General features: G+C 54.2%; 18 protein-coding genes and 1 other RNA gene. 9 read left to right on the top strand and 10 right to left on the bottom strand.

Going from position 1 to position 21,747, the window contains the following annotated elements; all coding sequences use genetic code 11:
- Positions 1 to 396, bottom strand: a complete 396-nt coding sequence (locus tag BFV64_RS20635; RefSeq protein ID WP_014885358.1) for a YraN family protein — start codon at positions 394 to 396, stop codon at positions 1 to 3.
- A complete protein-coding gene (locus BFV64_RS20630; RefSeq protein ID WP_069602410.1) occupies positions 354 to 2,504 on the bottom strand; it encodes a penicillin-binding protein activator in 2,151 nt (716 codons plus the stop codon). The genes BFV64_RS20635 and BFV64_RS20630 overlap by 43 nt, the downstream gene beginning before the upstream one ends.
- Positions 2,505 to 2,566: 62 nt before the next feature.
- On the opposite strand from BFV64_RS20630, the gene rsmI reads away from it, so the two are divergent.
- A complete protein-coding gene (gene rsmI, locus BFV64_RS20625) occupies positions 2,567 to 3,430 on the top strand; it encodes a 16S rRNA (cytidine(1402)-2'-O)-methyltransferase (RefSeq protein WP_014885356.1) in 864 nt (287 codons plus the stop codon).
- Between the two features lie 121 nt (positions 3,431 to 3,551).
- Here the strand turns inward: rsmI and BFV64_RS20620 are convergent, their stop codons facing one another.
- From BFV64_RS20620 to garD, 8 genes are all read right to left on the bottom strand, one after another.
- Positions 3,552 to 4,325: a DeoR/GlpR family DNA-binding transcription regulator gene (locus tag BFV64_RS20620; RefSeq protein WP_014885355.1), complete on the bottom strand. Its 774-nt coding sequence runs from the start codon at positions 4,323 to 4,325 to the stop codon at positions 3,552 to 3,554.
- 110 nt (positions 4,326 to 4,435) lie between these two features.
- Positions 4,436 to 5,479: a galactitol-1-phosphate 5-dehydrogenase gene (gene gatD / locus BFV64_RS20615; protein WP_069602409.1), complete on the bottom strand. Its 1,044-nt coding sequence runs from the start codon at positions 5,477 to 5,479 to the stop codon at positions 4,436 to 4,438.
- Between the two features lie 41 nt (positions 5,480 to 5,520).
- Positions 5,521 to 6,894: a galactitol-specific PTS transporter subunit IIC gene (locus BFV64_RS20610; protein WP_014885353.1), complete on the bottom strand. Its 1,374-nt coding sequence runs from the start codon at positions 6,892 to 6,894 to the stop codon at positions 5,521 to 5,523.
- Positions 6,895 to 6,898: 4 nt separating this feature from the next.
- Positions 6,899 to 7,183, bottom strand: a complete 285-nt coding sequence (gatB, locus tag BFV64_RS20605) for a PTS galactitol transporter subunit IIB (RefSeq protein ID WP_014885352.1) — start codon at positions 7,181 to 7,183, stop codon at positions 6,899 to 6,901.
- Between the two features lie 27 nt (positions 7,184 to 7,210).
- Positions 7,211 to 7,678: a PTS galactitol transporter subunit IIA gene (gene gatA / locus BFV64_RS20600; RefSeq protein ID WP_069602408.1), complete on the bottom strand. Its 468-nt coding sequence runs from the start codon at positions 7,676 to 7,678 to the stop codon at positions 7,211 to 7,213.
- Positions 7,679 to 7,692: 14 nt separating this feature from the next.
- A complete protein-coding gene (gatZ, locus tag BFV64_RS20595) occupies positions 7,693 to 8,964 on the bottom strand; it encodes a tagatose-bisphosphate aldolase subunit GatZ (protein WP_014885350.1) in 1,272 nt (423 codons plus the stop codon).
- Positions 8,965 to 8,998: 34 nt separating this feature from the next.
- On the bottom strand, positions 8,999 to 9,853 hold the full coding sequence (locus BFV64_RS20590) for a tagatose bisphosphate family class II aldolase (protein WP_014885349.1): 855 nt from the start codon (positions 9,851 to 9,853) through the stop codon (positions 8,999 to 9,001).
- Positions 9,854 to 10,029: 176 nt separating this feature from the next.
- Complete coding sequence (gene garD, locus BFV64_RS20585; RefSeq protein ID WP_045281415.1) at positions 10,030 to 11,601, bottom strand: galactarate dehydratase; 1,572 nt, start codon at positions 11,599 to 11,601, stop codon at positions 10,030 to 10,032.
- Between the two features lie 359 nt (positions 11,602 to 11,960).
- Here garD and garL point away from each other — a divergent pair, with 359 nt between their 5' ends.
- The 8 genes from garL to pflB all read left to right on the top strand — a co-directional run bounded on the left by garL (position 11,961) and on the right by pflB (position 21,680).
- A complete protein-coding gene (gene garL / locus BFV64_RS20580) occupies positions 11,961 to 12,731 on the top strand; it encodes a 2-dehydro-3-deoxyglucarate aldolase (protein ID WP_045281416.1) in 771 nt (256 codons plus the stop codon).
- Positions 12,732 to 12,751: 20 nt separating this feature from the next.
- Positions 12,752 to 13,642 carry a 2-hydroxy-3-oxopropionate reductase gene (gene garR, locus BFV64_RS20575; RefSeq protein WP_045281417.1) on the top strand — a complete coding sequence of 297 codons (891 nt, stop codon included), beginning with the start codon at positions 12,752 to 12,754 and terminating at the stop codon, positions 13,640 to 13,642.
- A 59-nt stretch (positions 13,643 to 13,701) separates the two neighbouring features.
- Positions 13,702 to 14,078: RNase P RNA component class A (gene rnpB / locus BFV64_RS20570), an RNA gene on the top strand.
- Positions 14,079 to 14,765: 687 nt separating this feature from the next.
- Positions 14,766 to 15,686, top strand: coding sequence for a transcriptional regulator TdcA (tdcA, locus tag BFV64_RS20565; RefSeq protein ID WP_059373469.1), 921 nt, complete (start codon positions 14,766 to 14,768; stop codon positions 15,684 to 15,686).
- A 114-nt stretch (positions 15,687 to 15,800) separates the two neighbouring features.
- Positions 15,801 to 16,790 carry a bifunctional threonine ammonia-lyase/L-serine ammonia-lyase TdcB gene (gene tdcB, locus BFV64_RS20560; protein ID WP_023331369.1) on the top strand — a complete coding sequence of 330 codons (990 nt, stop codon included), beginning with the start codon at positions 15,801 to 15,803 and terminating at the stop codon, positions 16,788 to 16,790.
- Positions 16,791 to 16,799: 9 nt separating this feature from the next.
- Positions 16,800 to 18,131 (top strand): threonine/serine transporter TdcC, encoded by a 1,332-nt coding sequence (gene tdcC, locus BFV64_RS20555; RefSeq protein ID WP_014885343.1) that lies wholly within the window; start codon positions 16,800 to 16,802, stop codon positions 18,129 to 18,131.
- A gap of 30 nt (positions 18,132 to 18,161) precedes the next feature.
- A complete protein-coding gene (gene tdcD, locus BFV64_RS20550; protein ID WP_063667141.1) occupies positions 18,162 to 19,370 on the top strand; it encodes a propionate kinase in 1,209 nt (402 codons plus the stop codon).
- Between the two features lie 15 nt (positions 19,371 to 19,385).
- Entirely contained in the window at positions 19,386 to 21,680 is a 2,295-nt protein-coding gene (gene pflB / locus BFV64_RS20545) for a formate C-acetyltransferase (RefSeq protein WP_063667108.1), read from the top strand.
- Positions 21,681 to 21,747 lie beyond the last annotated feature (67 nt).

Below are 21,747 nucleotides of genomic sequence, written 5' to 3'. Positions count from 1 at the left end.
TTATGCGTCTTCGCCAAAAGCGTTTTTAAGCCATTCGATCTCATTTCCGGTGAAGGCTATCACATCGAACCGGCAATCCACAGTATCAAAACTCCCATTATGGCGGGCAAGCCACAAGTGGGCAGTCTGTAATAATTTATGTTGTTTGGCGAGCGTCACGCTGGCGGCAGCACCGCCAAAACGGGAAGACTGTCGAAAGCGGACTTCTACAAACACAATCACCTGACCCTCTTTCATGATCAGATCAATTTCGCCGCCACGTCCGCGAACGTTAGCGGCGATAAAATGCAGTCCTTTGCCTTCAAGCCAGCGACGCGCTTTTAACTCCCACGCATCGCCGGTCTCTTTACGGCTTAACTGGCCGGGACGATTTGTCCCTGCTGGTATTTGAGCCATGATAACTTCCTGTTGATCACGCAGTCCTGCGTCGCGGTCAGATCGCCGGTGTTGCCGTTAAGCTCAAAGCCCGGTACCTGACGCATCTGGGTAAAGTGGTTCGCCAGCGCCCATGCATCGACCCCCATGGCATACAGACGCGCCAATGAGTAATCGTTACGTACGCTGCTCAGCGCCTGCTGCATCAGCGCCGGGTTGCTGCCCGCGAGCATCGGAATTTCACTGTACTGCAGGCCGTCCATTTCCAGACGGAAATCCGGGCCAGCGGTGCCTTGCGCGCTGCGGGAACTGGCATAGAGCGTTGCGCCGCTCTGGCTGCCGTTACGCATCGCAATCATTGGTTTGATAAAGGCGATCTCTTGCGGTGTGGCAACGATATAAGCCGCATCCACTTTTCCACCGCCGCCGATCTGCGCATCGGTAGGTGGGGCAGGGATGGTCAGCCCACCAATGGTCACGCCCTGCTGCTGTGGCAGGCTGGCGGTCACCGGGCTGCCGTTAAGCGCGATACCCGCTCCGCCGTTTACGCCCGCGCGCAGTTCTGAGACGGAACCGAATTTCTGCTGCAGCACGATACCGCCGCCCAGCTTCTGCCACTCATCGGCGAAGGCATTCGCTACGCGATCGCCCAGCGTACTGCGCGGGATGAGCAACAGTGGAGCCTGTTTACCCTGCTCGTGGATATGACGTGCCGCATCGCGAGCTTCGTCTTCCGGAGAGAGCGCGAAGTAGCAAATATTGGCCCGGTTCTGAACCTGCTCCGGCTGGTTGAGCGCCAGCACGTTCAGCGTGGTATTGCTCTTCATCAGCTCTTCCACGTTGTTTTTCAACAGCGGACCGACAACGATGCTCGCCCCGTCCTGTTGCACCTGAGCCAGTACCTGGTCAAGCGGCTGCGAACTGGTGTCGTAAATTTTCAGTTCGGTGCCAGGATTAGCGCTGGTGGTCGCCACGGCCTGCGGCTGCGCGGCAGGTGGAGTGGTTGGTTGTGCTGGCTGTTGTTGAGTTTGTTCTGCTGTTGCCTCAGGCGCTGCAGGAGAAGCAGGTGTCTCCACTGGCGCCTGTGTTGCTGGTTCTGCAGCAGGCGGAGGCGTCGTCGGTGCGGTCACCGGGTTTTGCATCGTGCCTTGCGCCGGGGGTTGCGCCGTGATGAGATCGCTGGTCTCGGCGGCGGAAGGGCTGACAACATCGTTCACGTTGGCCGCCTGTGCTGCCTGCACCGGCACCGCGCTGCCCGTCACCGGCATAGTGCCGTTTTTCGCAGCTTCAAAGCCCTGTTGAATCGTACGGCCAAACACCGCCGCCTGACCATTCAGCGGCAGAAGCAGTGCAATTTTGCTGGTCGATGCTGGCTTAAAGTTCTGCACGTTCACCAGCTGGGTTGGCAGCATTTTGGCGCCCGGGTTTTGCGGGTAGCGAGTCTGCCAGTCGGTAATACCGGCCTTCAGCATCTTAGGGTCGGTGCGGTTGTTAAACCACATCTGTTGGAGATCAAGCCAGCCCTGCAGCACGTTCTCATCCGCGTTGATGACCAGCGCCTTTGCCTGATCCGGGGTCATGGCGGCAAGAGCCTGCCAGGTGGCATCAATATTTTTCTGCTTGTCGGCACCGGCAAGCAGCGGTTCCTGAGCGATAAGCGCGCGGAGCAGCGTCAGGGAAGGACGCCCCTGTTCAGCGGTGATACCCGCCTGCCAGAAGCGTGCCTGCTGGTTTTTATCCAGCGCGCTCAGGTCGATGCTACCCAGGATCTTTTTCGCGCTGTCATACTCTTTCTGCGCGACCTTCAGCTCGGCAGAGAGCAGGCTCTGCTCAAGACGCTGGGTATCGTTAAGATCTTTCGGCAGCTGGCCGAACAGCTCTGCAGCCTGCTGGGTTTTTCCCTCTTTCAGCAGTGCACGAATGGCGAGTAATTGCCAGTTGATCCTGGTATCATTTGAACTCTGCGACATTTGTTGCAGATAAAAGCCAGAATCAGCCTGAGCGGAACCCTCAAGATGGGCGGTGCTCTGGTCAGGTGCCTGGGTGCCGCAGCCTGCAAAGATCAGGGCTGCCAGCAGAAGCGGCACGCTGCGCGTGGCTTTTTTTCGAAGAAACGTTAACGGTACCATACTGTATCCAGTGATTTTTTTTACGCAATGCTCAATATTAAATCGGCAATACGGACGAAACAATGAAACAACACGAAACGGCAGATAATTCTCAAGGCCAGCTTTATATTGTACCTACTCCTATCGGGAATTTGTCTGATATTACCCAACGTGCACTCACTGTATTGCAAGCCGTTGATTTAATTGCGGCTGAGGACACTCGTCATACCGGTTTACTGCTGCAGCATTTCGCGATTAACGCCCGTTTGTTTGCCCTGCACGATCACAATGAGCAACAAAAAGCCGACACGCTGGTGGCGAAGCTCAAGGAGGGGCAGAACATTGCGCTGGTCTCCGACGCGGGAACGCCGCTGATTAACGACCCCGGCTACCATCTGGTGCGTACCTGCCGTGAAGCCGGCATTCGCGTTGTGCCCCTGCCGGGACCGTGCGCCGCGATTGCTGCGTTAAGCGCCGCAGGTCTGCCGTCTGACCGTTTCTGCTATGAAGGTTTTCTGCCCGCCAAATCTAAAGGCCGTCGCGACGTCTTAAAAGACCTGGAAGCGGAACCGCGCACCCTGATTTTCTACGAATCCACCCACCGCCTGCTGGAAAGCCTGGACGATATGGTTACCGTCTGGGGTGAGTCCCGCTACGTCGTGCTGGCGCGCGAGCTGACCAAAACCTGGGAAACCATTCACGGCGCACCGGTGGGTGAACTGCTGGCGTGGGTGAAGGAAGACGAAAACCGCCGCAAAGGTGAGATGGTGCTGATTGTCGAAGGGCATAAAGCAGAAGAGGATGCCCTGCCAGCCGATGCGCTGCGCACGCTGGCATTGCTACAGGCCGAATTGCCGCTTAAAAAAGCGGCTGCGCTGGCGGCGGAAATTCACGGCGTGAAGAAGAATGCCCTGTATAAGTACGCGCTGGAGCAGCAGGGGGAGTAAGCCCCAGCCGTCTTTTTGCCGGGCGGCGGCTGCGCCTTACTTTGCCTGCAACTTTATAAAATGTCGGTATAAATGTCGGAAAAGAAAATTGCGCAGGTCATGCGCTGACCTGCGTTGTTAGCTAAACCGTAATGACCTCAGTGCCCGTTTTGCTCAGCAGATCTTTATCATGTTTTCCGATCCCATCATCCGTAATCACACAATCAATCTTCTCCATTGGCAGTACCTGGTTAAACCCGCGACGATTAAACTTGCTCGCATCGAGTACGGCAATCACTTTATGGGCGGCGGCGGCCATCACGCTGCTGATGGAATAGCCTTCATTGAAGGTGGTGATGCCGTTTGTCGCATCAATACCGTCCGCCCCAACAAACATCAAGTCCGCGCTAATACCTGCAAGCGAACGCTCGGCAATGGTACCGTGCATTGAATGCGTCTTATGGCGAACCGTGCCGCCGCAAACCACCAGCGTAATATCTTTATTTTCCGAAAGAGCAAACGCAGCGGGCAAGCTGTTGGTAATGACGGTAATATTGGCTTTTCTCGACAGGGCTTCGGCTATCAGCATAGTGGTACTGCCGCTGTCTAAAATAATCGTCATTCCTTCTTCGATCAGGGCTGCGGCGGCCTGAGCAATACGTTTTTTCGGGTCGCTTGCCAGCTGGTAACGCTCCTCCAGTACGACTTCCTGATTCTCACTTTCAGCCAGGTTACTGCCCGGTTTTGCTGCGCCTCCATGGAAGCGCGTGACTAAGCCTTTTTCTTCCAGCAGGCGCAGGTCGGTTCGAATGGTCACTTCCGAGATGCCGAACAGGTTAGAAAGATCCTGCACCATCACGCTACCCTGAGCGTTGACGAGGTCAACGATTTTGTTCCTTCGCTCAAATGAGTTCATATTGATTTGCCTGATAATTAACTGTTCCTATTCTAATCGAAGGTATGCGAAAGGTGTAAGGCTATATTCGAAAGCAAATGTGAGCCAGCTCAGGTTGCTGGCTCGAGAGATTAGGCGAAACGCAGCATAATTTTGCCCTGCATCGGTGCCCCATTCAGTGCCTGCACGGCCTGAGCGAAGCTTTCACTGTCGCCAGTATGAGCAATGAGCGGCTCCAGTTGCAGTTTTTTCCCGGTGAGCAGGCGGACTGCTGTTTCCCACTCTTCCCCTGGCCACGGTGCAGAGTAGTTCATCCAGCTACCCAAAAGCGTCAGTTCCTTACGTAATATTTTGCCAAAGGTTGCGGCAGATAAATTCAGGTCATGATGCAATGTACCGACCAGCGCAACTTGTGCGTGAGGGCCAGCAATATCAATGGCAAGCGAGACAGTTTGTGGTGTTCCTGCGGTCTCCAGCACCAGTTGATCAAATCGACTGTCACTCTGCGCGTTGAGAATGTCATCGGTGCTCAAGGTACGGCTGTTGAATACATGAGTCGCACCCAGTGTTTTCGCCAGGGCGAGTTTATCGTCGTTGATATCAATCGCAGTTACGCTCTTTGCCCCGAGCGCCAACGCGCACTGCATCGCCAGCAGACCGATCGTCCCCGCTCCGACGATAATGACATTTTTACCTTTGCAGCCTGAAGCCAGATGAAACGCGTGCAAACCTACGGTGACAGGTTCGATAAATGCCCCGTCTTCGATTGCCATCTCTGCTGGCAGGCGGAACAAGTTCGCGCGCTTCACGACAATATATTCGGCATTGCCACCGTCACTGCGTGAGCCGACAAACTGGTACTGCTTACACAGCGAGTAGTAGCCTTGCCCACACTCTGGGCAGGAAAAACAGGGCAGAAGTGGAATGCAGGCCACAGCATCTCCCGCCTGGAGGTCCTTTACATCTGCACCACAGGCTTCGACGTGTCCGCTAAATTCATGGCCAAGGATGATAGGATAATAGTGTGCCCCTTTGGCAAAAATACGCGGGATATCTGAGCCGCATAACCCTGAGCAAACAATGCGCACCAGAACTTCATCCGCATCCTGTATTTGAGGGATCGGACGTTCTTCAACGCGCACGCTGCCCTCAGCGTGAATTACCACTGATTTCATGATTTACTCCAGAAAAGAAGGGGAGCATGGCTCCCCGGATATTAAGATACCGTCTGGCTTTGCGGGTTAGCGGCGTTTTTCTCTGCCGTCGTAAACGTCCGGGCACGTCGCCAGGTGAGCAGTACGCCTGTGAAGTAGATCGCGCCAATCACAATGAATCCCACCACGTTTTGCCAGGTAAGGAGCTGGATGAGCAACCAGGTGACTGGCGAACCACCCTGATCCATGGATGCCACAAGCCCACCTGCTTTTAACGCACCAGCGTTCTGTGCAAGCTGGGTATGCAGGCCGATGGTCTGTGTGGCGATCCATAGTGTGATCCCCATGATGATGACGCCGGAGATGAGTGTACGGAACAGATTACCCTGGTGAATCGCGACCGCCATTGCCACGAAGAAACCGATAGTCGCAAGGTCGCCGAAAGGTAGCACCTGGTTACCTGGCACCAGCACCGCAATCAGAATGGTTAACGGGATGAAAATGAGACTGGCGGAAACCACTGACGTATGACCCAGCAGCAGTGCGGGATCAAGACCAATTAAGAACTCCTGACCACCAAATTTGGCCTGCAGGCGTTTGCGAGCGTGTTTAGCAATCGGCGTCAGGCCATCCATAATCGGCTTGATGACCCGCGGCATCAACAGCATCACTGCAGCGGTTTTCACTGCCAGTTGCAGAACGGATTTCGCGTCGTAGCCTGCCAGCATGCCAATGACCAGTCCCATGACAAAACCGACGGTGACCGGTTCGCCAAACGGACCAAAACGTTTCTGGACATCGTCGGCGCTAAAGTGGATCCGCTTAAGACCAGGAATGTGGTTGATAATCGTATCGACCAGCACCGCGACGGGACCGAGATACGCCGACGAGCCGTGTGGAATAGCAATTCCTTCCAGGCCGAAGAAGTCTCGCGTGTCTTTGGCAAACCAGTCACCCAGCTTGTAGACAAAGGCTGCGTGAACCACCACACCAAGGATCCCCAGCCAGTAAGAGCCAGTGGCCAGGTGCAGCATTGCGCCGGTGAAGGTCATGTGCCAGATGTTCCAGATGTCCACGTTCACTACACGGGTCATACGAGTGACCAGCATGATGACATTGACGCCGATCGCTATCGGGATCGCCACCAGTGCGATTTGTGAGGCCCAGGTCATGGGTGAAGAACCTGGCCAGCCGATATCCACTACGTGAAGGTTAATCTGGAATTGTTCCGCCATCGCTTTAGCTGCCGGACCAATGGAGTCGAGCATCAGGCCAATGACCAATCCAATTCCCACGAAGCCTATGCCGATATGCAGGCCGGACTTGAAGCAATCGCCCAGTTTCATCCCCAAAAGTTTTGAGAAGATAATGATAACGATGGGCAGCATGACGGTGGGACCGAGGTCGAGGATATACCGCATGATTTCGGTAAACATGATTTCATCCCTCGAGAATAGTGAGGATTTTTTGTTGCAGGGCTTCGATACCGACGCCCGATACAAACGGCATCCCATGAACTACCGGAATGTCACCAAACGATCTGTCGACTTTTGCCGTGGTGCAAATGAGGTCTGCACCGTCCATATAGGTTTCAATTTCCGTCACCCGACACTGGACCAGATCAAGCGCTATGTGGTGGGCTTCACACAGTTCTTTGATCTCTTCAGCCGCCATGGTTGAGGTTGCTACGGCACCACCACAGGCAACAATAACTTTACGTTTCATAGGGTACTCCTTTTTATTATCAGTATGTTATGAAGCCTGTGCACAGTAGTCAGGCTCAAGGATCGTCTCCCGGAATTGCTCGGCCAGGCGATCGGCTGGTGTGACCAACAACAGGTCCAGCGTGTCCGGGTTTTGTAGCTCGCTGAAAAGACGGCGCAGCAGTTTTATTTGCGCCGCAGGGTTTTCAACAATTAATGCGATGATGAGTGAAACGGCGACCTCTCCATCATCATCAGCCTGCTGAAAATTCACCGGTTTGTCCGGGCGAATCAGGTAAATCGCGGGGATTTTGGCATGTACCGCCTCACAATGCGGGATTGCAACCGCATGGCGTTCAAGGGTTATGCCGGTGGGGTAGTTGATCTCCCTTTCGAGAAGTGCGGCTGGGTAAGTGGCATGCACAACACCTTTCGCCAGCATCTCCTCACCAATGTGCGCCAGCGCAAGCTGACAGTTTTCAAACTCAATTCCGGTACGGACAAAAACGTGACTCATAGACTCTCCGGGCATCAGACGTATTCAGGGGTACAGCCAAATCGATAGGCACGTAATACATCCTGTATTTTGTCGATGATGAGATTGTGCGGTGTTGCAACGATCTCATTCATTGACAATCGTTCGAACTGAACGGGCATAAACTGGCTAATAAGACCCAACGGCAGGGAGGTATTACTCATGTTGGTGAGTAATTTCTCCACGCCCTGACGGATACGTGGATGCGGCCAGTAGTAGCGAATGCGATCAGAAAGACTGAAATGGATATCCACCATCGCCTGGCTCCAGGTTGGACGGTAATACTTTTTCCAGTAATCCGGCTCGTTCAGCATCACTTCGTCAATCACCTCCAGCACGTGGCTGCGCTGCTCAGGGGCGATAAGTTCTCTCTCCATTTGTGCCAGGGCAAAGATGGCTTCACGCAGAGCAAAGGTGAGCGCCGGGCCCACTTTCAGGATCGCGAAGTGATCGCGCACCAGGGCCTGATAAGCCTGACGGGTCTGGTAGTCGGTTGAATGCGCCTCGTAGACCATTGGTGTCTGGCGGATCCAGCCGGATAGTGCCTCGGCCGCGTGGGGTTGATAGGGAATGATTTGGGTATGGTCGAACTCCACGCCCGGTTGCACCACGATAGCGATCACGCGTGTCATAGCATCTTCCAGACCGAGTGCGCTAAAGGCAGCTCGGTGGGTATCGAGCGTCTGTGCGGCATCTTCAACACGGGTAACATGCACGCAGTTAATACTGCTGGCTTCCCCACCCGGTACGGGAACTTCAGTGCCAATAACGTAGGTTAGTGCCGCTTTTTGTTCCTCATTAGCCGTCTCTTCTGCAGCTTTGCATAACTGTGCAGCCCGCTGGGCTACCACTACTGGTGCTAGCGGGACGGGGTCGTCGGCGCATGACATGGAAGCATCCAGATGGATCTTGGTAAATCCGGCAGCGACATAGGTTTTGATCAGCTCAACGGATTTTTCCATCGCTGCTTCAGCCGGTTCGTTTTGCCAGCAGTTAGGCCCCAGGTGATCCCCTCCAAGAATCAGGCGTTCTCGGGGAAAACCAACGTCCCTGGCGATATTCAATACAAAATCGCGAAAATCAGCAGGAGTCATGCCGGTATAGCCGCCAAACTGATTCACCTGATTTGAAGTGGCCTCAATCAGCACTTTATTGTCGGTATTCAAATCAAAACGCAGTGCAGCTTCAATGACCAGCGGGTGTGCGGAACAGACAGAACAAATACCGACATGCTCTCCCGCTTTATGGCGGGCAATAATATCTTTCACATTTCCTCCGGATTAGGACATTAATCTTTCGTCGTTAGAGCTTTCCTTCACAACCACAATCGGCAATAACCTTGCGTACGACCTCTTGCATGGCACTTTTGGCGGGTACCATGTAATGACGGGGGTCGCTGGCATCGGGATATGAAGCGAGATAGGTTTTCAGCGCATTCGAGAAGGCGATTTTGAGTTCTGTGGCGACATTGACCTTGCAGATCCCGAGGCTAATAGCCTTACGGATATCTTCTGTCGACAATCCTGAGGCACCGTGCAGTACCAGCGGGATATCAACCAGATTACGGATCTCTGCCAGGCGTTCGAAATCCAGCCTTGGCGTAGCTTTATACAGGCCGTGCGCGGTGCCGATGGCTACAGCCAGCGAGTCGATACCCGTCAGCTCAACATACTCGCGAGCCTGTTGTGGATTGGTGTAGAGCGCATCTTTGCTGTCGACGACAAGGTCATCCTCCTGACCGCCAAGACGGCCAAGTTCAGCCTCTACGCTAACGTCGTAGCGGTGGCAGTAGTCCGTCACTTTCTTTACGAGCAATACGTTTTCAGAGAACGGATGATGAGAGCCGTCGATCATTGCAGAGCGGATCCCGCTCCGTACTTTCTGCGCGATATCGTCGAAATCTTCGTGATGATCGAGGTGGATCGCCAGTGGCTGGTTGTACGTTTTGGCCAGATCGCCAGCAATGGCTACCACATTCCCGGTTCCGGCATAGCTAAACGTACCGGGTGTGCCCGCGACAATCAGAGGAGACCGCATCTCTGAGGCCGTTTCGACGACTACCTGCAGTGTTTCGAGATTATGAATATTAAATGCAGGGACCGCGTAACCTTCACGCTGTGCCTTTATCAGCATCGCTTTTGACGAGATGATATACATCTTTCCTCCGAAACCTTTCGTTTTGTTTGTGCGAAAGACAATATAGGGTTTCGGAATGTTTTTTTGTGATTAGTATCTTAGAAATGAAAGATTCGAAATGAAAGATAAGAATGCGAAAGAAACGAAAGCAAAAAAAAGCATGGCCGAAGCCATGCTGAAAGAGGTTTATAGTGAACTCACGTCACTGGTGCCGGGTTAAACACCGCCAGCTGGTTATGTAATCCCCATTGGTCCGAGAACGTTTTCTTCCGCCCGCTTGCCACGTCCAGAATGAAGTGGAATAGCTTCCAGCCCACGTCCTCAATGCTCTCTTCTCCGGTGGCGATGGTTCCCGCGTTGATATCCATTAAGTCGTACCAGCGGTTTGCCAGCTCGGTGCGCGTCGCCATTTTGATCACCGGGACTGCCATCAGGCCATACGGCGTGCCGCGTCCTGTGGTAAAGACCTGCACCGTAATGCCGGATGCCACCTGCTGGGTGCCGCAAACAAAATCGCTGGCAGGCGTTGCCGCGTAGATCAGGCCGCGTTTGGTCGGCCGCTGTCCCGGAGAGAGGACTTCCACAATTGCGCTTTGGCCGGATTTAGCAATCGAACCCAGGGCTTTTTCCACGACGTTCGCCAGGCCCCCTTTTTTGTTTCCCGGAGACGGATTCGCGCTACGGTCGGTTTTACCCATGTCGAGATAGTTATCGTACCAGGCCATCTCCTCAAGCAGGCGCTTGCCCACGTCTTCATTGACGGCGCGCGGCGTCAGTAAATGGATGGCATCACGGACTTCGGTCACTTCAGAGAACATCACCGTCGCACCGCAACGAACAAGCAGGTCGGACGCGAAGCCCACCGCCGGGTTGGCCGTCACGCCAGAGAACGCATCGCTGCCGCCGCACTGGGTTCCCACCACCAGGTCAGACACGGGGCAGGTTTCGCGCTGGCGTCGGTTGAGCTTATCGAGATGACGCTCGGCAACCTGCAGAATATCGTCGACCATAGACCGGAACCCAATGTGGCGTTCGTCCTGCAGGCGTACAATGCTGGCCTCGTCTGCCGGAATGGCTTTGACGTCTTCGGTACCCTGCAGCAGACGCTCAGGCTGGAGTTTTTCGCATCCCAGGCCAATCACCATCACCTCGCCGCCAAAATTCGGGTTGAGGGCAATATTATGAATGGTACGGATCGGCACGACCGCCGCTGGCGCGTTGATCGCTACGCCACAGCCATAGAGATGGTTCAGGCCAACCACGCCATCGACGTTCGGGTATTTCGGCAGCAGATCGCGTTCGATGATTTTCACCACGTAATCCACTACGCCCGCCACGCAGTGTACGCTGGTGGTGAGACCAAGAAGATTTTTGGTACCGACGCTGCCGTCCGGATTGCGATAGCCTTCAAAGGTATAGCCTTCCAGTGGGGGAAGCGGTTCCGGTACGCGGGTGGCAAGTGGCAGGGTGTTCAGCGGTGGCGCTTTTGGCAGCTCAACCAGCGACTCCTCAATCCAGCTTCCCTGCGGAATTGCGCGAACGGCATAGCCGATGACTTCACCGTAACGCACGATCTCCCCATGGGCAGGAATATCGACCAGTGCGATTTTGTGCCCCTGGGGAATATGTTCAATTAACGTCAGTCCGTCCGGGAAGCGTGTTCCCGCTTTTAAGCCATTGTCATTGACAATAATCGCCACGTTATCCGTATCGTGAACTTTTATATAAAACGCCGTCGGCGATGCCTCTCTCATTTCAATATCGGCCATTATTCACATTTCTCCGGCAAAGTGTCAGATAGTAAATTTAACCCGTTGGATAATCGTTTTATTCTCGAGGAAATAAAGGATGTCAGCAGAAGACAGTTAAAAATGTGATCGCGATCGCGTCAGGCTAACTAATCCCTGATTCTGTGCATTAGCGCCCACAGCGTTGGGCATATGCTCAAAATGGCGTTGAAATGAGGCGCAATACTTGAGCATAAAAACAATGTGCTGTTGTGAAGTGACGATTATACTGAAGGACGATTTTATATTGCCAACATTCAGTCAGAGAAATAAATATAAAAACAATATGTTTCGCAATAAATAATCCCGGCTCAAACTGCGGAATTAAAAAGGTATAAGTGATGAATAACAATATCTTCCCGAATACGTTTAAAACGGCCCTCGCGGCGCACCAGATCCAGATTGGCTGTTGGTCTGCGCTGGCAAACCCAATAAGTACTGAAGTGCTGGGCCTTGCTGGTTTTGACTGGCTGGTGCTCGACGGCGAACATGCGCCAAATGATATCAGCACCTTTATTCCGCAACTGATGGCCCTGAAAGGCAGCGCCAGCGCCCCGGTGGTGCGAGTGCCAACCAATGACCCGGTGATCGTCAAACGTTTGCTGGATATCGGGTTCTACAATTTCCTCATCCCGTTTGTGGAAACCCAGGAACAAGCGGCGCTGGCTGTGGCGTCAACGCGCTACCCGCCGGAAGGGATCCGCGGCGTCTCCGTCTCACACCGCGCCAACATGTTCGGCACCGTGCCGGACTACTTCGCGCAGTCCAATAGCAACATCACTGTTCTGGTGCAGATTGAGAGCCAGCAGGGGGTTGAAAACCTCGACGCTATTGCAGCCACAAACGGTGTGGACGGTATCTTTGTCGGCCCAAGCGATCTGGCTGCCGCCTTTGGCCACCTGGGCAATGCCAGCCACCCTGACGTGCAGCGTGCGATCCAGCACATATTTGCTCGCGCCAAAGCACACGGTAAACCGAGCGGCATACTGGCGCCGGTTGAAGCCGACGCCCGACGTTATCTGGAGTGGGGAGCCACCTTTGTTGCCGTCGGCAGCGATCTCGGGGTGTTCCGCTCAGCGACGCAGAAATTAGCGGACGCTTTTAAAAAATAACCATCATTGAGGAAACAGTTATGACGCTGAAAGTGGGTTTTATTGGCCTGGGGATCATGGGTAAACCAATGAGTAAGAACCTCATCAAAGCGGGTTACTCACTGGTGGTCTCCGATCATAATCCGCAATCTGTGGCCGAGGTGATGGCGGCTGGCGCAGAAACCGCCTCCACCGCCAAAGCGATTGCTGAGCAGTGCGATGTCATCATTACCATGCTGCCAAACTCCCCGCATGTTAAAGAGGTCGCGCTGGGGGAGAACGGCATCATTGAGGGCGCAAAGCCTGGCCTGGTGCTGATTGATATGAGCTCTATCGCACCGCTTGCAAGTCGTGAAATCAGCGAGGCGCTAAAAGCGAAGGGCGTGGATATGCTGGACGCGCCGGTCAGCGGCGGTGAGCCGAAAGCGATCGACGGCACGCTGTCGGTGATGGTCGGCGGGGATAAAGCTATTTTCGATAAATACTATGACCTGATGAAAGCGATGGCAGGCTCCGTGGTGCATACGGGTGAAATTGGCGCGGGCAACGTGACCAAGCTGGCGAACCAGGTCATTGTGGCGCTGAACATCGCCGCGATGTCTGAAGCGCTGACGCTGGCAAGCAAAGCGGGCGTTAACCCGGACCTGGTCTATCAGGCGATTCGCGGTGGTCTGGCGGGAAGTACCGTGCTGGATGCCAAAGCGCCGATGGTGATGGACCGTAACTTCAAGCCGGGATTCCGTATCGACCTGCACATTAAAGATCTGGCGAACGCGCTCGATACGTCCCACGGTGTAGGCGCACAGCTGCCGCTGACCGCGGCGGTGATGGAGATGATGCAGGCGTTGCGTGCAGATGGTCTGGGCACGGCCGATCACAGCGCGATTGTGTGCTACTACGAAAAACTGGCAAAGGTAGAAGTCGCGCGTTAATTACGTCTTGTCTGCGCCTGAAGGTGACAGCGGCGCGCAAACCCTCTATACTGCGCGCCGAAGCTGACCAGACAGTCGCCGCTTCGTCGTCGTCCCTTTCGGGGGAGACGGGCGGAGGGGAGGAAAGTCCGGGCTCCATAGGGCAGGGTGCCAGGTAACGCCTGGGGGGGAAACCCACGACCAGTGCAACAGAGAGCAAACCGCCGATGGCCCGCGCAAGCGGGATCAGGTAAGGGTGAAAGGGTGCGGTAAGAGCGCACCGCGCGGCTGGTAACAGTCCGTGGCACGGTAAACTCCACCCGGAGCAAGGCCAAATAGGGGTTCACATGGTACGGCCCGTACTGAACCCGGGTAGGCTGCTTGAGCCAGTGAGCGATTGCTGGCCTAGATGAATGACTGTCCACGACAGAACCCGGCTTATCGGTCAGCTTCAACTTCTTAAAAAACCCCGCTTCGGCGGGGTTTTTGCTTTCAGGTGGTTGTAGGTCGGTTAAGTGCTGCGCCACCCGACAACCCCACAAACGACATCAATTCTCATATTTGCGACATTAAGCACATTTCACTGTTTTTATCTCTTCAGTGGCCTCAAGCAATCTACAGGCGATCGTTATCACAAAATTTCGCGCTGAAAATGGGTGAATCCACGGTGTTGTTAATTTGTTGCGATTGTTGTCTTAATGATTCAATATGTTTTCATGTTTGATATCTACATATTGCATTTAAAAACATTCATCCTGCGAATGTGTGACGTATTCCTCTTTTTATCGAAAGCCAGCCTAAAAGCATCTGTAAAAATTGATAAATTGAAAGAATGTTTCAACTGAATAACGGTTATTTATTGGTCTTTAATTGCCTGAAAGATCGTCTTTATTGATTTTATTAACGCAGGAAAATTTATCCAGGTTATCGCCATAAAATAAATTTATTAGTGTTAGTTTTATTGATCGATGTCAGCGTAATGGTGTGATCTGACAAGCTTAACTGATTAATTATAAAGGTTTTTTATGTTTTTTGTTGTTCCGGTGAATAACGCGGGAAGGCAAATTGTGAGTAACAGCACATACCCCCTGAAACAATATTGGGTAGAATCCGCTGCGTCATAGGGAAATAAGCGCAGAATATTATGAACACTATTATTCTACCGAAAACACAGCACCTCGTGGTATTTCAGGAAGTCATTAAAAGTGGCTCCATAGGTTCTGCTGCAAGACAACTGGGCCTGACGCAACCCGCCGTCAGCAAAATCATCAGCGATATCGAATCCTACTTCGGCGTGGAAGTCATGGTGCGTAAAAACACGGGCGTAAAACTGACTGCCGCAGGCCAGGTGCTGCTCTCCTACTCAGAGTCGATCACCCGCGAAATGAAAAACATGGTGAGCGAGATCAACAGCCTGAGTTTCAGCACCGTGATGGACGTTTCCTTTGGCTACCCATCACTGATTGGTTTCACCTTCCTGTCCGAAATGATCAAAAAATTCAAGGAAGTGTTCCCGAAAGCGCGCGTATCTATGTATGAAGCCCAGCTCTCCTCTTTCCTGCCAGCCATTCGCGATGGTCGGCTGGATTTCGCCATCGGCACGCTGAGTGATGAGATGCTGCTGCAGGATCTGCACGTCGAGCCCTTGTTTGAGTCAGAATTTGTGCTGGTCGCCAGTAAATCACGAACGTGCACCGGCCCGACGACACTGGCATCGCTCACGCATGAGCAGTGGGTGATGCCGCAAACCGATATGGGCTACTACAAAGAACTTCTGACCACTCTGCAAGACAACCACATCAGTATTGAAAACATCGTCCAGACCGATTCCGTGGTCACCATTTATAACCTTGTCCTGAATGCCGATTATCTGACGGTGATTCCACGCGACATGATTGCTCCGTTCGGCTCGGATCAATTTATTGTTCTGCCGGTAGAGGATGAATTACCCGTGGCGCGTTATGCCGCCGTGTGGTCGAAAAATTACAGAATTAAAAAATCCGCGTCAGTATTGGTTGAACTGGCAAAAAAATATGCCTCACTCACCGGTGAAAGACGACGATGAAATATTGATCTCCTTAGAAGCAATAAACATTTTATAAAAAACACCCAGAGATAATTTTATGCTCTGATACCCTGACTTTGCCTGAAAAGAATGAATTATTATAACGAGGATATTATGCACATTACCTACGACCTTCCGGTAACGATTGAAGATATTCAGGACGCCAGAAAACGCCTGGCGGGTAAAATCTATAAAACCGGCATGCCGCGTTCGAATTATCTCAGCGAACGCTGTAAGGGTGAAATATTCCTGAAGTTTGAAAATATGCAGCGTACCGGCTCGTTTAAAATTCGCGGTGCGTTTAATAAATTAAGCTCGCTGACCGATGCTGAAAAGCGTAAGGGCGTCGTCGCCTGCTCGGCGGGAAACCACGCGCAGGGTGTGTCGCTCTCGTGTGCAATGCTCGGCATTGACGGCAAAGTGGTGATGCCGATGGGCGCGCCAAAGTCTAAAGTAGCCGCGACGCGTGACTACTCGGCTGAAGTGGTGCTTCACGGCGAGAACTTCAATGACACCATCGCGAAAGTGAGTGAAATCGTCGAGATGGAAGGGCGCATTTTTATCCCGCCGTATGACGATCCGAAAGTGATCGCCGGACAGGGCACCATTGGCCTGGAAATTCTCGAAGATTTGTATGATGTGGATAACGTGATTGTTCCCATCGGCGGTGGCGGATTAATTGCCGGGATTGCAACGGCCATTAAATCCATTAACCCGACCATTAATATTATTGGCGTACAGTCTGAAAATGTTCATGGGATGGCGGCATCATACCAGGCCGGAGAAATCATCAACCATCGCGTCACCGGTACATTAGCTGACGGTTGCGACGTATCTCGTCCGGGTAAATTAACCTTCGAAATCGTCCGCGAACTGGTTGATGACATTGTGCTGGTGAGCGAAGACGATATTCGCAACAGCATGATTGCGCTTATTCAGCGAAATAAAGTGGTGACGGAAGGTGCTGGCGCGCTGGCCTGCGCGGCATTATTAAGCGGCAAACTTGACCACTATATTCAGGGCCGAAAAACCGTCTGCATTATTTCCGGCGGCAATATCGATCTCTCCCGTGTTTCCCAAATTACCGGCTTCGTTGACGCATAAAGGTGACCTATGAGCAACACAGAAAGCATTATCGTTGGCCAGACAAAAACGTCCTCCTGGCGTAAGTCTGATACCACCTGGACGCTGGGCCTGTTCGGAACCGCCATTGGCGCAGGCGTGCTGTTCTTCCCTATTCGCGCAGGCTTTGGCGGGTTGATCCCCATCCTGCTGATGCTGGTCCTCGCGTTCCCGATTGCATTTTACTGTCACCGCGCGCTGGCGCGTCTGTGCCTGTCCGGGAGTAATGTCTCCGGCAACATTACCGAAACGGTGGAAGAGCACTTCGGCAAGACCGGCGGGGTGGTCATCACCTTCCTCTACTTCTTTGCCATTTGCCCACTGCTGTGGATTTACGGCGTGACCATTACCAACACCTTTATGACGTTCTGGGAAAACCAGCTCCAGCTGCCTGCGCTGAACCGTGGTGTAGTGGCGCTGTTCCTGCTGCTGCTGATGGCCTTTGTGATCTGGTTTGGTAAAGATCTGATGGTGAAGGTGATGAGCTTCCTGGTGTTCCCGTTCATCGCCAGCCTGGTGCTGATTTCCCTGTCGCTGATCCCATACTGGAACTCGGCGGTGATCGACCAGGTCAACCTGAGCGATATTTCCTTTACCGGTCATGACGGCATTCTGGTCACGGTGTGGCTGGGGATCTCCATCATGGTCTTCTCCTTCAACTTCTCGCCCATCGTCTCCTCATTTGTGGTCTCCAAGCGTGAAGAGTACGAGCCCGAGTTCGGTAAAGCGTTTACCGAGCAGAAATGTTCCAAAATCATCGGTCGCGCCAGCATGCTGATGGTCGCCGTGGTGATGTTCTTCGCCTTTAGCTGCCTGTTTACGCTCTCTCCGCAGAACATGGCGGATGCCAAAGCGCAGAACATTCCGGTGCTCTCTTATCTGGCGAACCACTTTGCCTCCATGTCGGGAACCAAATCGACATTTGCCACGGTGCTGGAATACGGTGCGTCCATCATCGCGCTGGTCGCTATCTTTAAATCCTTCTTTGGGCACTATCTGGGCACGCTGGAAGGGCTGAACGGCCTGATCCTCAAGTTCGGTTATAAGGGGGATAAGAAGAAGGTTTCCGTTGGCAAGCTGAACACCATCAGCATGGTCTTCATCATGGGCTCCACCTGGGTTGTGGCCTATGCCAACCCGAACATTCTCGACCTTATCGAAGCCATGGGCGCACCGATCATCGCCTCTCTGCTGTGCCTGCTGCCGATGTACGCCATCCGCAAAGCGCCAGCCATGGCGAAATATAAGGGCAAACCCGAGAACATCTTCGTCACGGTTGTGGGCCTGCTGACCATTCTGAATATTGTTTACAAACTGTTCTAACCCATAGCTCAGGAAGAGCGGAGTCATATGATGATTGAGTTTCCGGTAGTACTGGTTATTAACTGCGGTTCGTCCTCTGTTAAGTTTTCGGTGCTCGACGCCAGCAGCTGTGAGGCCCTGATGACGGGCATTGCGGACGGTATCAACACCGAAAAGGCCTTTATTTCCGTGAACGGGGGTGAGCCAGTCAAACTGGCTCACCAGGACTACGAAGGGGCGCTGGCAGCCATCGCCCTGGAGCTGGAGAAGCGCAACCTGATGAGCAGCGTGGCCTTAATTGGCCACCGTATTGCGCACGGCGGCGACCTCTTCAGCGAGTCGACCCTGATTACGAAAGAGGTGATTGAGCAGATCCGTCAGGTTTCCCCGCTGGCACCGCTGCATAACTACGCCAACTTAAGCGGCGTGGAAGCCGCAGAGCGGTTGTTCCCGGGCGTGCAGCAGGTGGCGGTATTCGATACCAGCTTCCATCAGACGCTGCCGCCTCAGGCGTATCTGTACGGCTTGCCGTACCGCTATTTTGAAGCGCTGGGCGTACGGCGTTACGGTTTTCACGGCACTTCCCATCGTTACGTGGCCGGACAGGCGCATACGCTTCTCGGGCTGTCCCCCGACGACAGCGGGCTGGTGATTGCTCATCTTGGTAACGGGGCCTCCATCTGCGCGGTGCGCAACGGTGAGAGCGTCGATACCTCCATGGGCATGACGCCGCTGGAAGGGCTGGTGATGGGCACGCGCTGCGGCGACGTGGATTTTGGCGCGATGGCGTGGATTGCCCAGCAAACCGGCCAGTCATTTGATGATCTGGAGCGCGTGGTTAACAAAGAGTCAGGGTTGCTGGGGATATCCGGCATCTCCTCCGATTTACGCGCGCTGGAGAAAGCCTGGCACGAAGGCAATCAACGGGCGCAGCTGGCGATCCACACCTTTGTCCACCGGATTGCGCGGCATATCGCCGGTCACGCGGCATCGCTGCATCGTCTGGATGGCGTGATCTTTACCGGTGGTATTGGCGAAAACTCGAAACTGATCCGCGCGCTGGTGGCGGAGCATCTGAAGGTCTTCGGCATCCTCCTCGACGAGGCTAAAAATGCCCTGCCGGGCAGCGCGGGCGAGCGCGTCATCAGCACCCATTCCTCCCGCGTAGTCTGCGCGGTTGTCCCTACCAATGAAGAAAAAATGATCGCGCTGGACGCCCTCCGTCTTGGGAAGGTCACTCCGGCTGCGGCTTACGCCTGATATAGCGAGAAACACATGAACGTAACAATCGATACAGGCGTCGCGCCCTACAGCGACGCATGGGCTGGCTTTCGCGGTGAAGAATGGAAAAACGCCGTCAACGTGCGCGATTTTATTCAGCATAACTACACCCCTTATGAAGGCGACGAAGCTTTCCTCGCGCAGGCGACGCCAGCAACGACGGCGCTGTGGCAGAAGGTGATGGTCGGCATTCGTCAGGAGAATGCCACCCACGCCCCGGTAGATTTTGATACTAACATTGCCACCACCATTACCGCTCACGGGCCGGGTTATATCGATCAGGATCTGGAGACGATCGTCGGGCTGCAAACCGATAAACCGCTCAAGCGTGCCCTGCATCCGTATGGCGGGATCAACATGATCCGCAGCTCGTTTGAAGCCTATGGCCGCGAGATGGATCCGCAGTTTGAATACCTGTTTACCGACCTGCGTAAAACCCATAACCAGGGTGTGTTTGACGTCTACTCGCCGGAGATGATGCGCTGCCGTAAATCCGGCGTGCTGACCGGTCTGCCGGACGGTTACGGACGCGGGCGCATCATCGGTGACTACCGACGCGTGGCGCTGTACGGCATCACCTATCTGGTGCGCGAGCGTGAGCTGCAGTTTGCGGATCTCCAGCCGAAGCTGGAACGCGGTGACGATCTCGAAGCGACGATCCGCCTGCGTGAAGAGCTGGCGGAGCACAAGCGTGCTTTGCTCCAGATCCAGCAGATGGCGGCGAACTACGGCTTTGATATCGCACGTCCGGCGATGAACGCGCAGGAAGCGGTGCAGTGGGTCTACTTTGCCTACCTGGCGGCGGTGAAATCCCAGAACGGCGGGGCGATGTCGCTGGGGCGCACGGCGTCGTTCCTTGATATCTACATTGAGCGCGACATGCAGGACGGACGGCTAAATGAGGTGCAGGCGCAGGAGCTGATCGACCACTTCATCATGAAGATCCGCATGGTCCGCTTCCTGCGCACGCCGGAGTTTGACACGCTCTTCTCGGGCGATCCGATCTGGGCGACGGAAGTGATTGGCGGAATGGGGCTGGACGGCCGCACGCTGGTCACCAAAAACAGCTTCCGCTATTTGCACACCCTGCACACCATGGGGCCTGCGCCGGAGCCCAATCTGACGATCCTCTGGTCTGAACAGCTGCCGATTGCGTTTAAGAAATATGCCGCGCAGGTGTCGATTGTCACCTCCTCACTGCAGTACGAGAACGACGATCTGATGCGAGTCGACTTCAACAGCGACGACTACGCCATTGCCTGCTGCGTCAGCCCGATGGTGATCGGCAAGCAGATGCAGTTCTTTGGCGCCCGCGCCAACCTCGCGAAAACGCTGCTGTACGCCATCAACGGCGGAGTGGATGAGAAGCTGAAGATTCAGGTCGGCCCGAAAACCGCGCCATTGCTGGATGAGGTGCTGGATTACGACACCGTGATGGCCAGCCTCGATCACTTTATGGACTGGCTGGCGGTGCAGTACATCAGCGCGCTGAATCTCATTCACTACATGCACGATAAGTACAGCTACGAAGCCTCACTGATGGCGCTGCATGACCGTGACGTCTATCGCACCATGGCCTGCGGCATCGCCGGGCTGTCGGTCGCGGCGGACTCTCTTTCCGCGATTAAATACGCCACGGTGAAACCGGTGCGCGACCACACCGGTCTGGCGGTTGATTTCGTCATCGAAGGTGACTATCCGCAGTACGGCAACAACGACGACCGCGTGGACAGCATCGCCTGCGACCTGGTTGAGCGCTTTATGAAGAAAATTCAGGCGCTGCCGACCTATCGCAATGCGGTGCCGACCCAGTCTATTCTGACCATTACCTCCAACGTGGTTTACGGTCAGAAGACCGGGAATACGCCGGACGGTCGCCGCGGCGGCACGCCGTTTGCCCCTGGCGCGAACCCGATGCACGGCCGTGACAGAAAAGGGGCGGTGGCCTCGCTGACGTCGGTGGCCAAGCTGCCGTTCACCTATGCGAAGGACGGGATCTCCTACACCTTCTCTATCGTGCCGCAGGCGCTGGGCAAAGATGAGCTGGTGCGCAAAACCAACCTGGTGGGGCTGCTGGACGGGTACTTCCACCATGAAGCGGCCATTGAAGGCGGGCAGCACCTGAACGTCAACGTAATGAACCGGGAAATGCTGCTGGACGCCATTGCGCATCCGGAAAATTACCCGAATCTGACCATTCGTGTGTCAGGCTATGCCGTGCGCTTTAATGCCCTGACGCGCGAGCAGCAGCAGGATGTGATATCGAGGACGTTTACTCAATCTATCTAAAAGTGTGTTCACATGCCCCCTCAACGCAGGGGGCACTTTTTTGCCCGCTAAACATACAAAATTGTTT

Source organism: Enterobacter kobei (genome assembly GCF_001729765.1).
Lineage (GTDB): Bacteria > Pseudomonadota > Gammaproteobacteria > Enterobacterales > Enterobacteriaceae > Enterobacter > Enterobacter kobei.
The sequence above is the reverse complement of the archived record's forward strand: the minus strand, read 5'-3'. Positions and strand labels throughout refer to the sequence as shown.

Bases quoted from the DNA above. Each gene is read 5' to 3' on its own strand.
- tdcD (WP_063667141.1), top strand. From the start codon at position 18,162: ATGATTGAGTTTCCGGTAGTACTGGTTATTAACTGCGGTTCGTCCTCT.
- tdcB (WP_023331369.1), top strand. From the start codon at position 15,801: ATGCACATTACCTACGACCTTCCGGTAACGATTGAAGATATTCAGGAC.
- tdcA (WP_059373469.1), top strand. From the start codon at position 14,766: ATGAACACTATTATTCTACCGAAAACACAGCACCTCGTGGTATTTCAG.
- BFV64_RS20630 (WP_069602410.1), bottom strand. From the start codon at position 2,504: ATGGTACCGTTAACGTTTCTTCGAAAAAAAGCCACGCGCAGCGTGCCG.
- gatB (WP_014885352.1), bottom strand. From the start codon at position 7,183: ATGAAACGTAAAGTTATTGTTGCCTGTGGTGGTGCCGTAGCAACCTCA.
- gatD (WP_069602409.1), bottom strand. From the start codon at position 5,479: ATGAAATCAGTGGTAATTCACGCTGAGGGCAGCGTGCGCGTTGAAGAA.
- rsmI (WP_014885356.1), top strand. From the start codon at position 2,567: ATGAAACAACACGAAACGGCAGATAATTCTCAAGGCCAGCTTTATATT.
- BFV64_RS20590 (WP_014885349.1), bottom strand. From the start codon at position 9,853: ATGTATATCATCTCGTCAAAAGCGATGCTGATAAAGGCACAGCGTGAA.
- BFV64_RS20620 (WP_014885355.1), bottom strand. From the start codon at position 4,325: ATGAACTCATTTGAGCGAAGGAACAAAATCGTTGACCTCGTCAACGCT.
- BFV64_RS20610 (WP_014885353.1), bottom strand. From the start codon at position 6,894: ATGTTTACCGAAATCATGCGGTATATCCTCGACCTCGGTCCCACCGTC.
- gatA (WP_069602408.1), bottom strand. From the start codon at position 7,678: ATGAGTCACGTTTTTGTCCGTACCGGAATTGAGTTTGAAAACTGTCAG.
- BFV64_RS20635 (WP_014885358.1), bottom strand. From the start codon at position 396: ATGGCTCAAATACCAGCAGGGACAAATCGTCCCGGCCAGTTAAGCCGT.
- garR (WP_045281417.1), top strand. From the start codon at position 12,752: ATGACGCTGAAAGTGGGTTTTATTGGCCTGGGGATCATGGGTAAACCA.
- tdcC (WP_014885343.1), top strand. From the start codon at position 16,800: ATGAGCAACACAGAAAGCATTATCGTTGGCCAGACAAAAACGTCCTCC.
- garL (WP_045281416.1), top strand. From the start codon at position 11,961: ATGAATAACAATATCTTCCCGAATACGTTTAAAACGGCCCTCGCGGCG.
- garD (WP_045281415.1), bottom strand. From the start codon at position 11,601: ATGGCCGATATTGAAATGAGAGAGGCATCGCCGACGGCGTTTTATATA.
- pflB (WP_063667108.1), top strand. From the start codon at position 19,386: ATGAACGTAACAATCGATACAGGCGTCGCGCCCTACAGCGACGCATGG.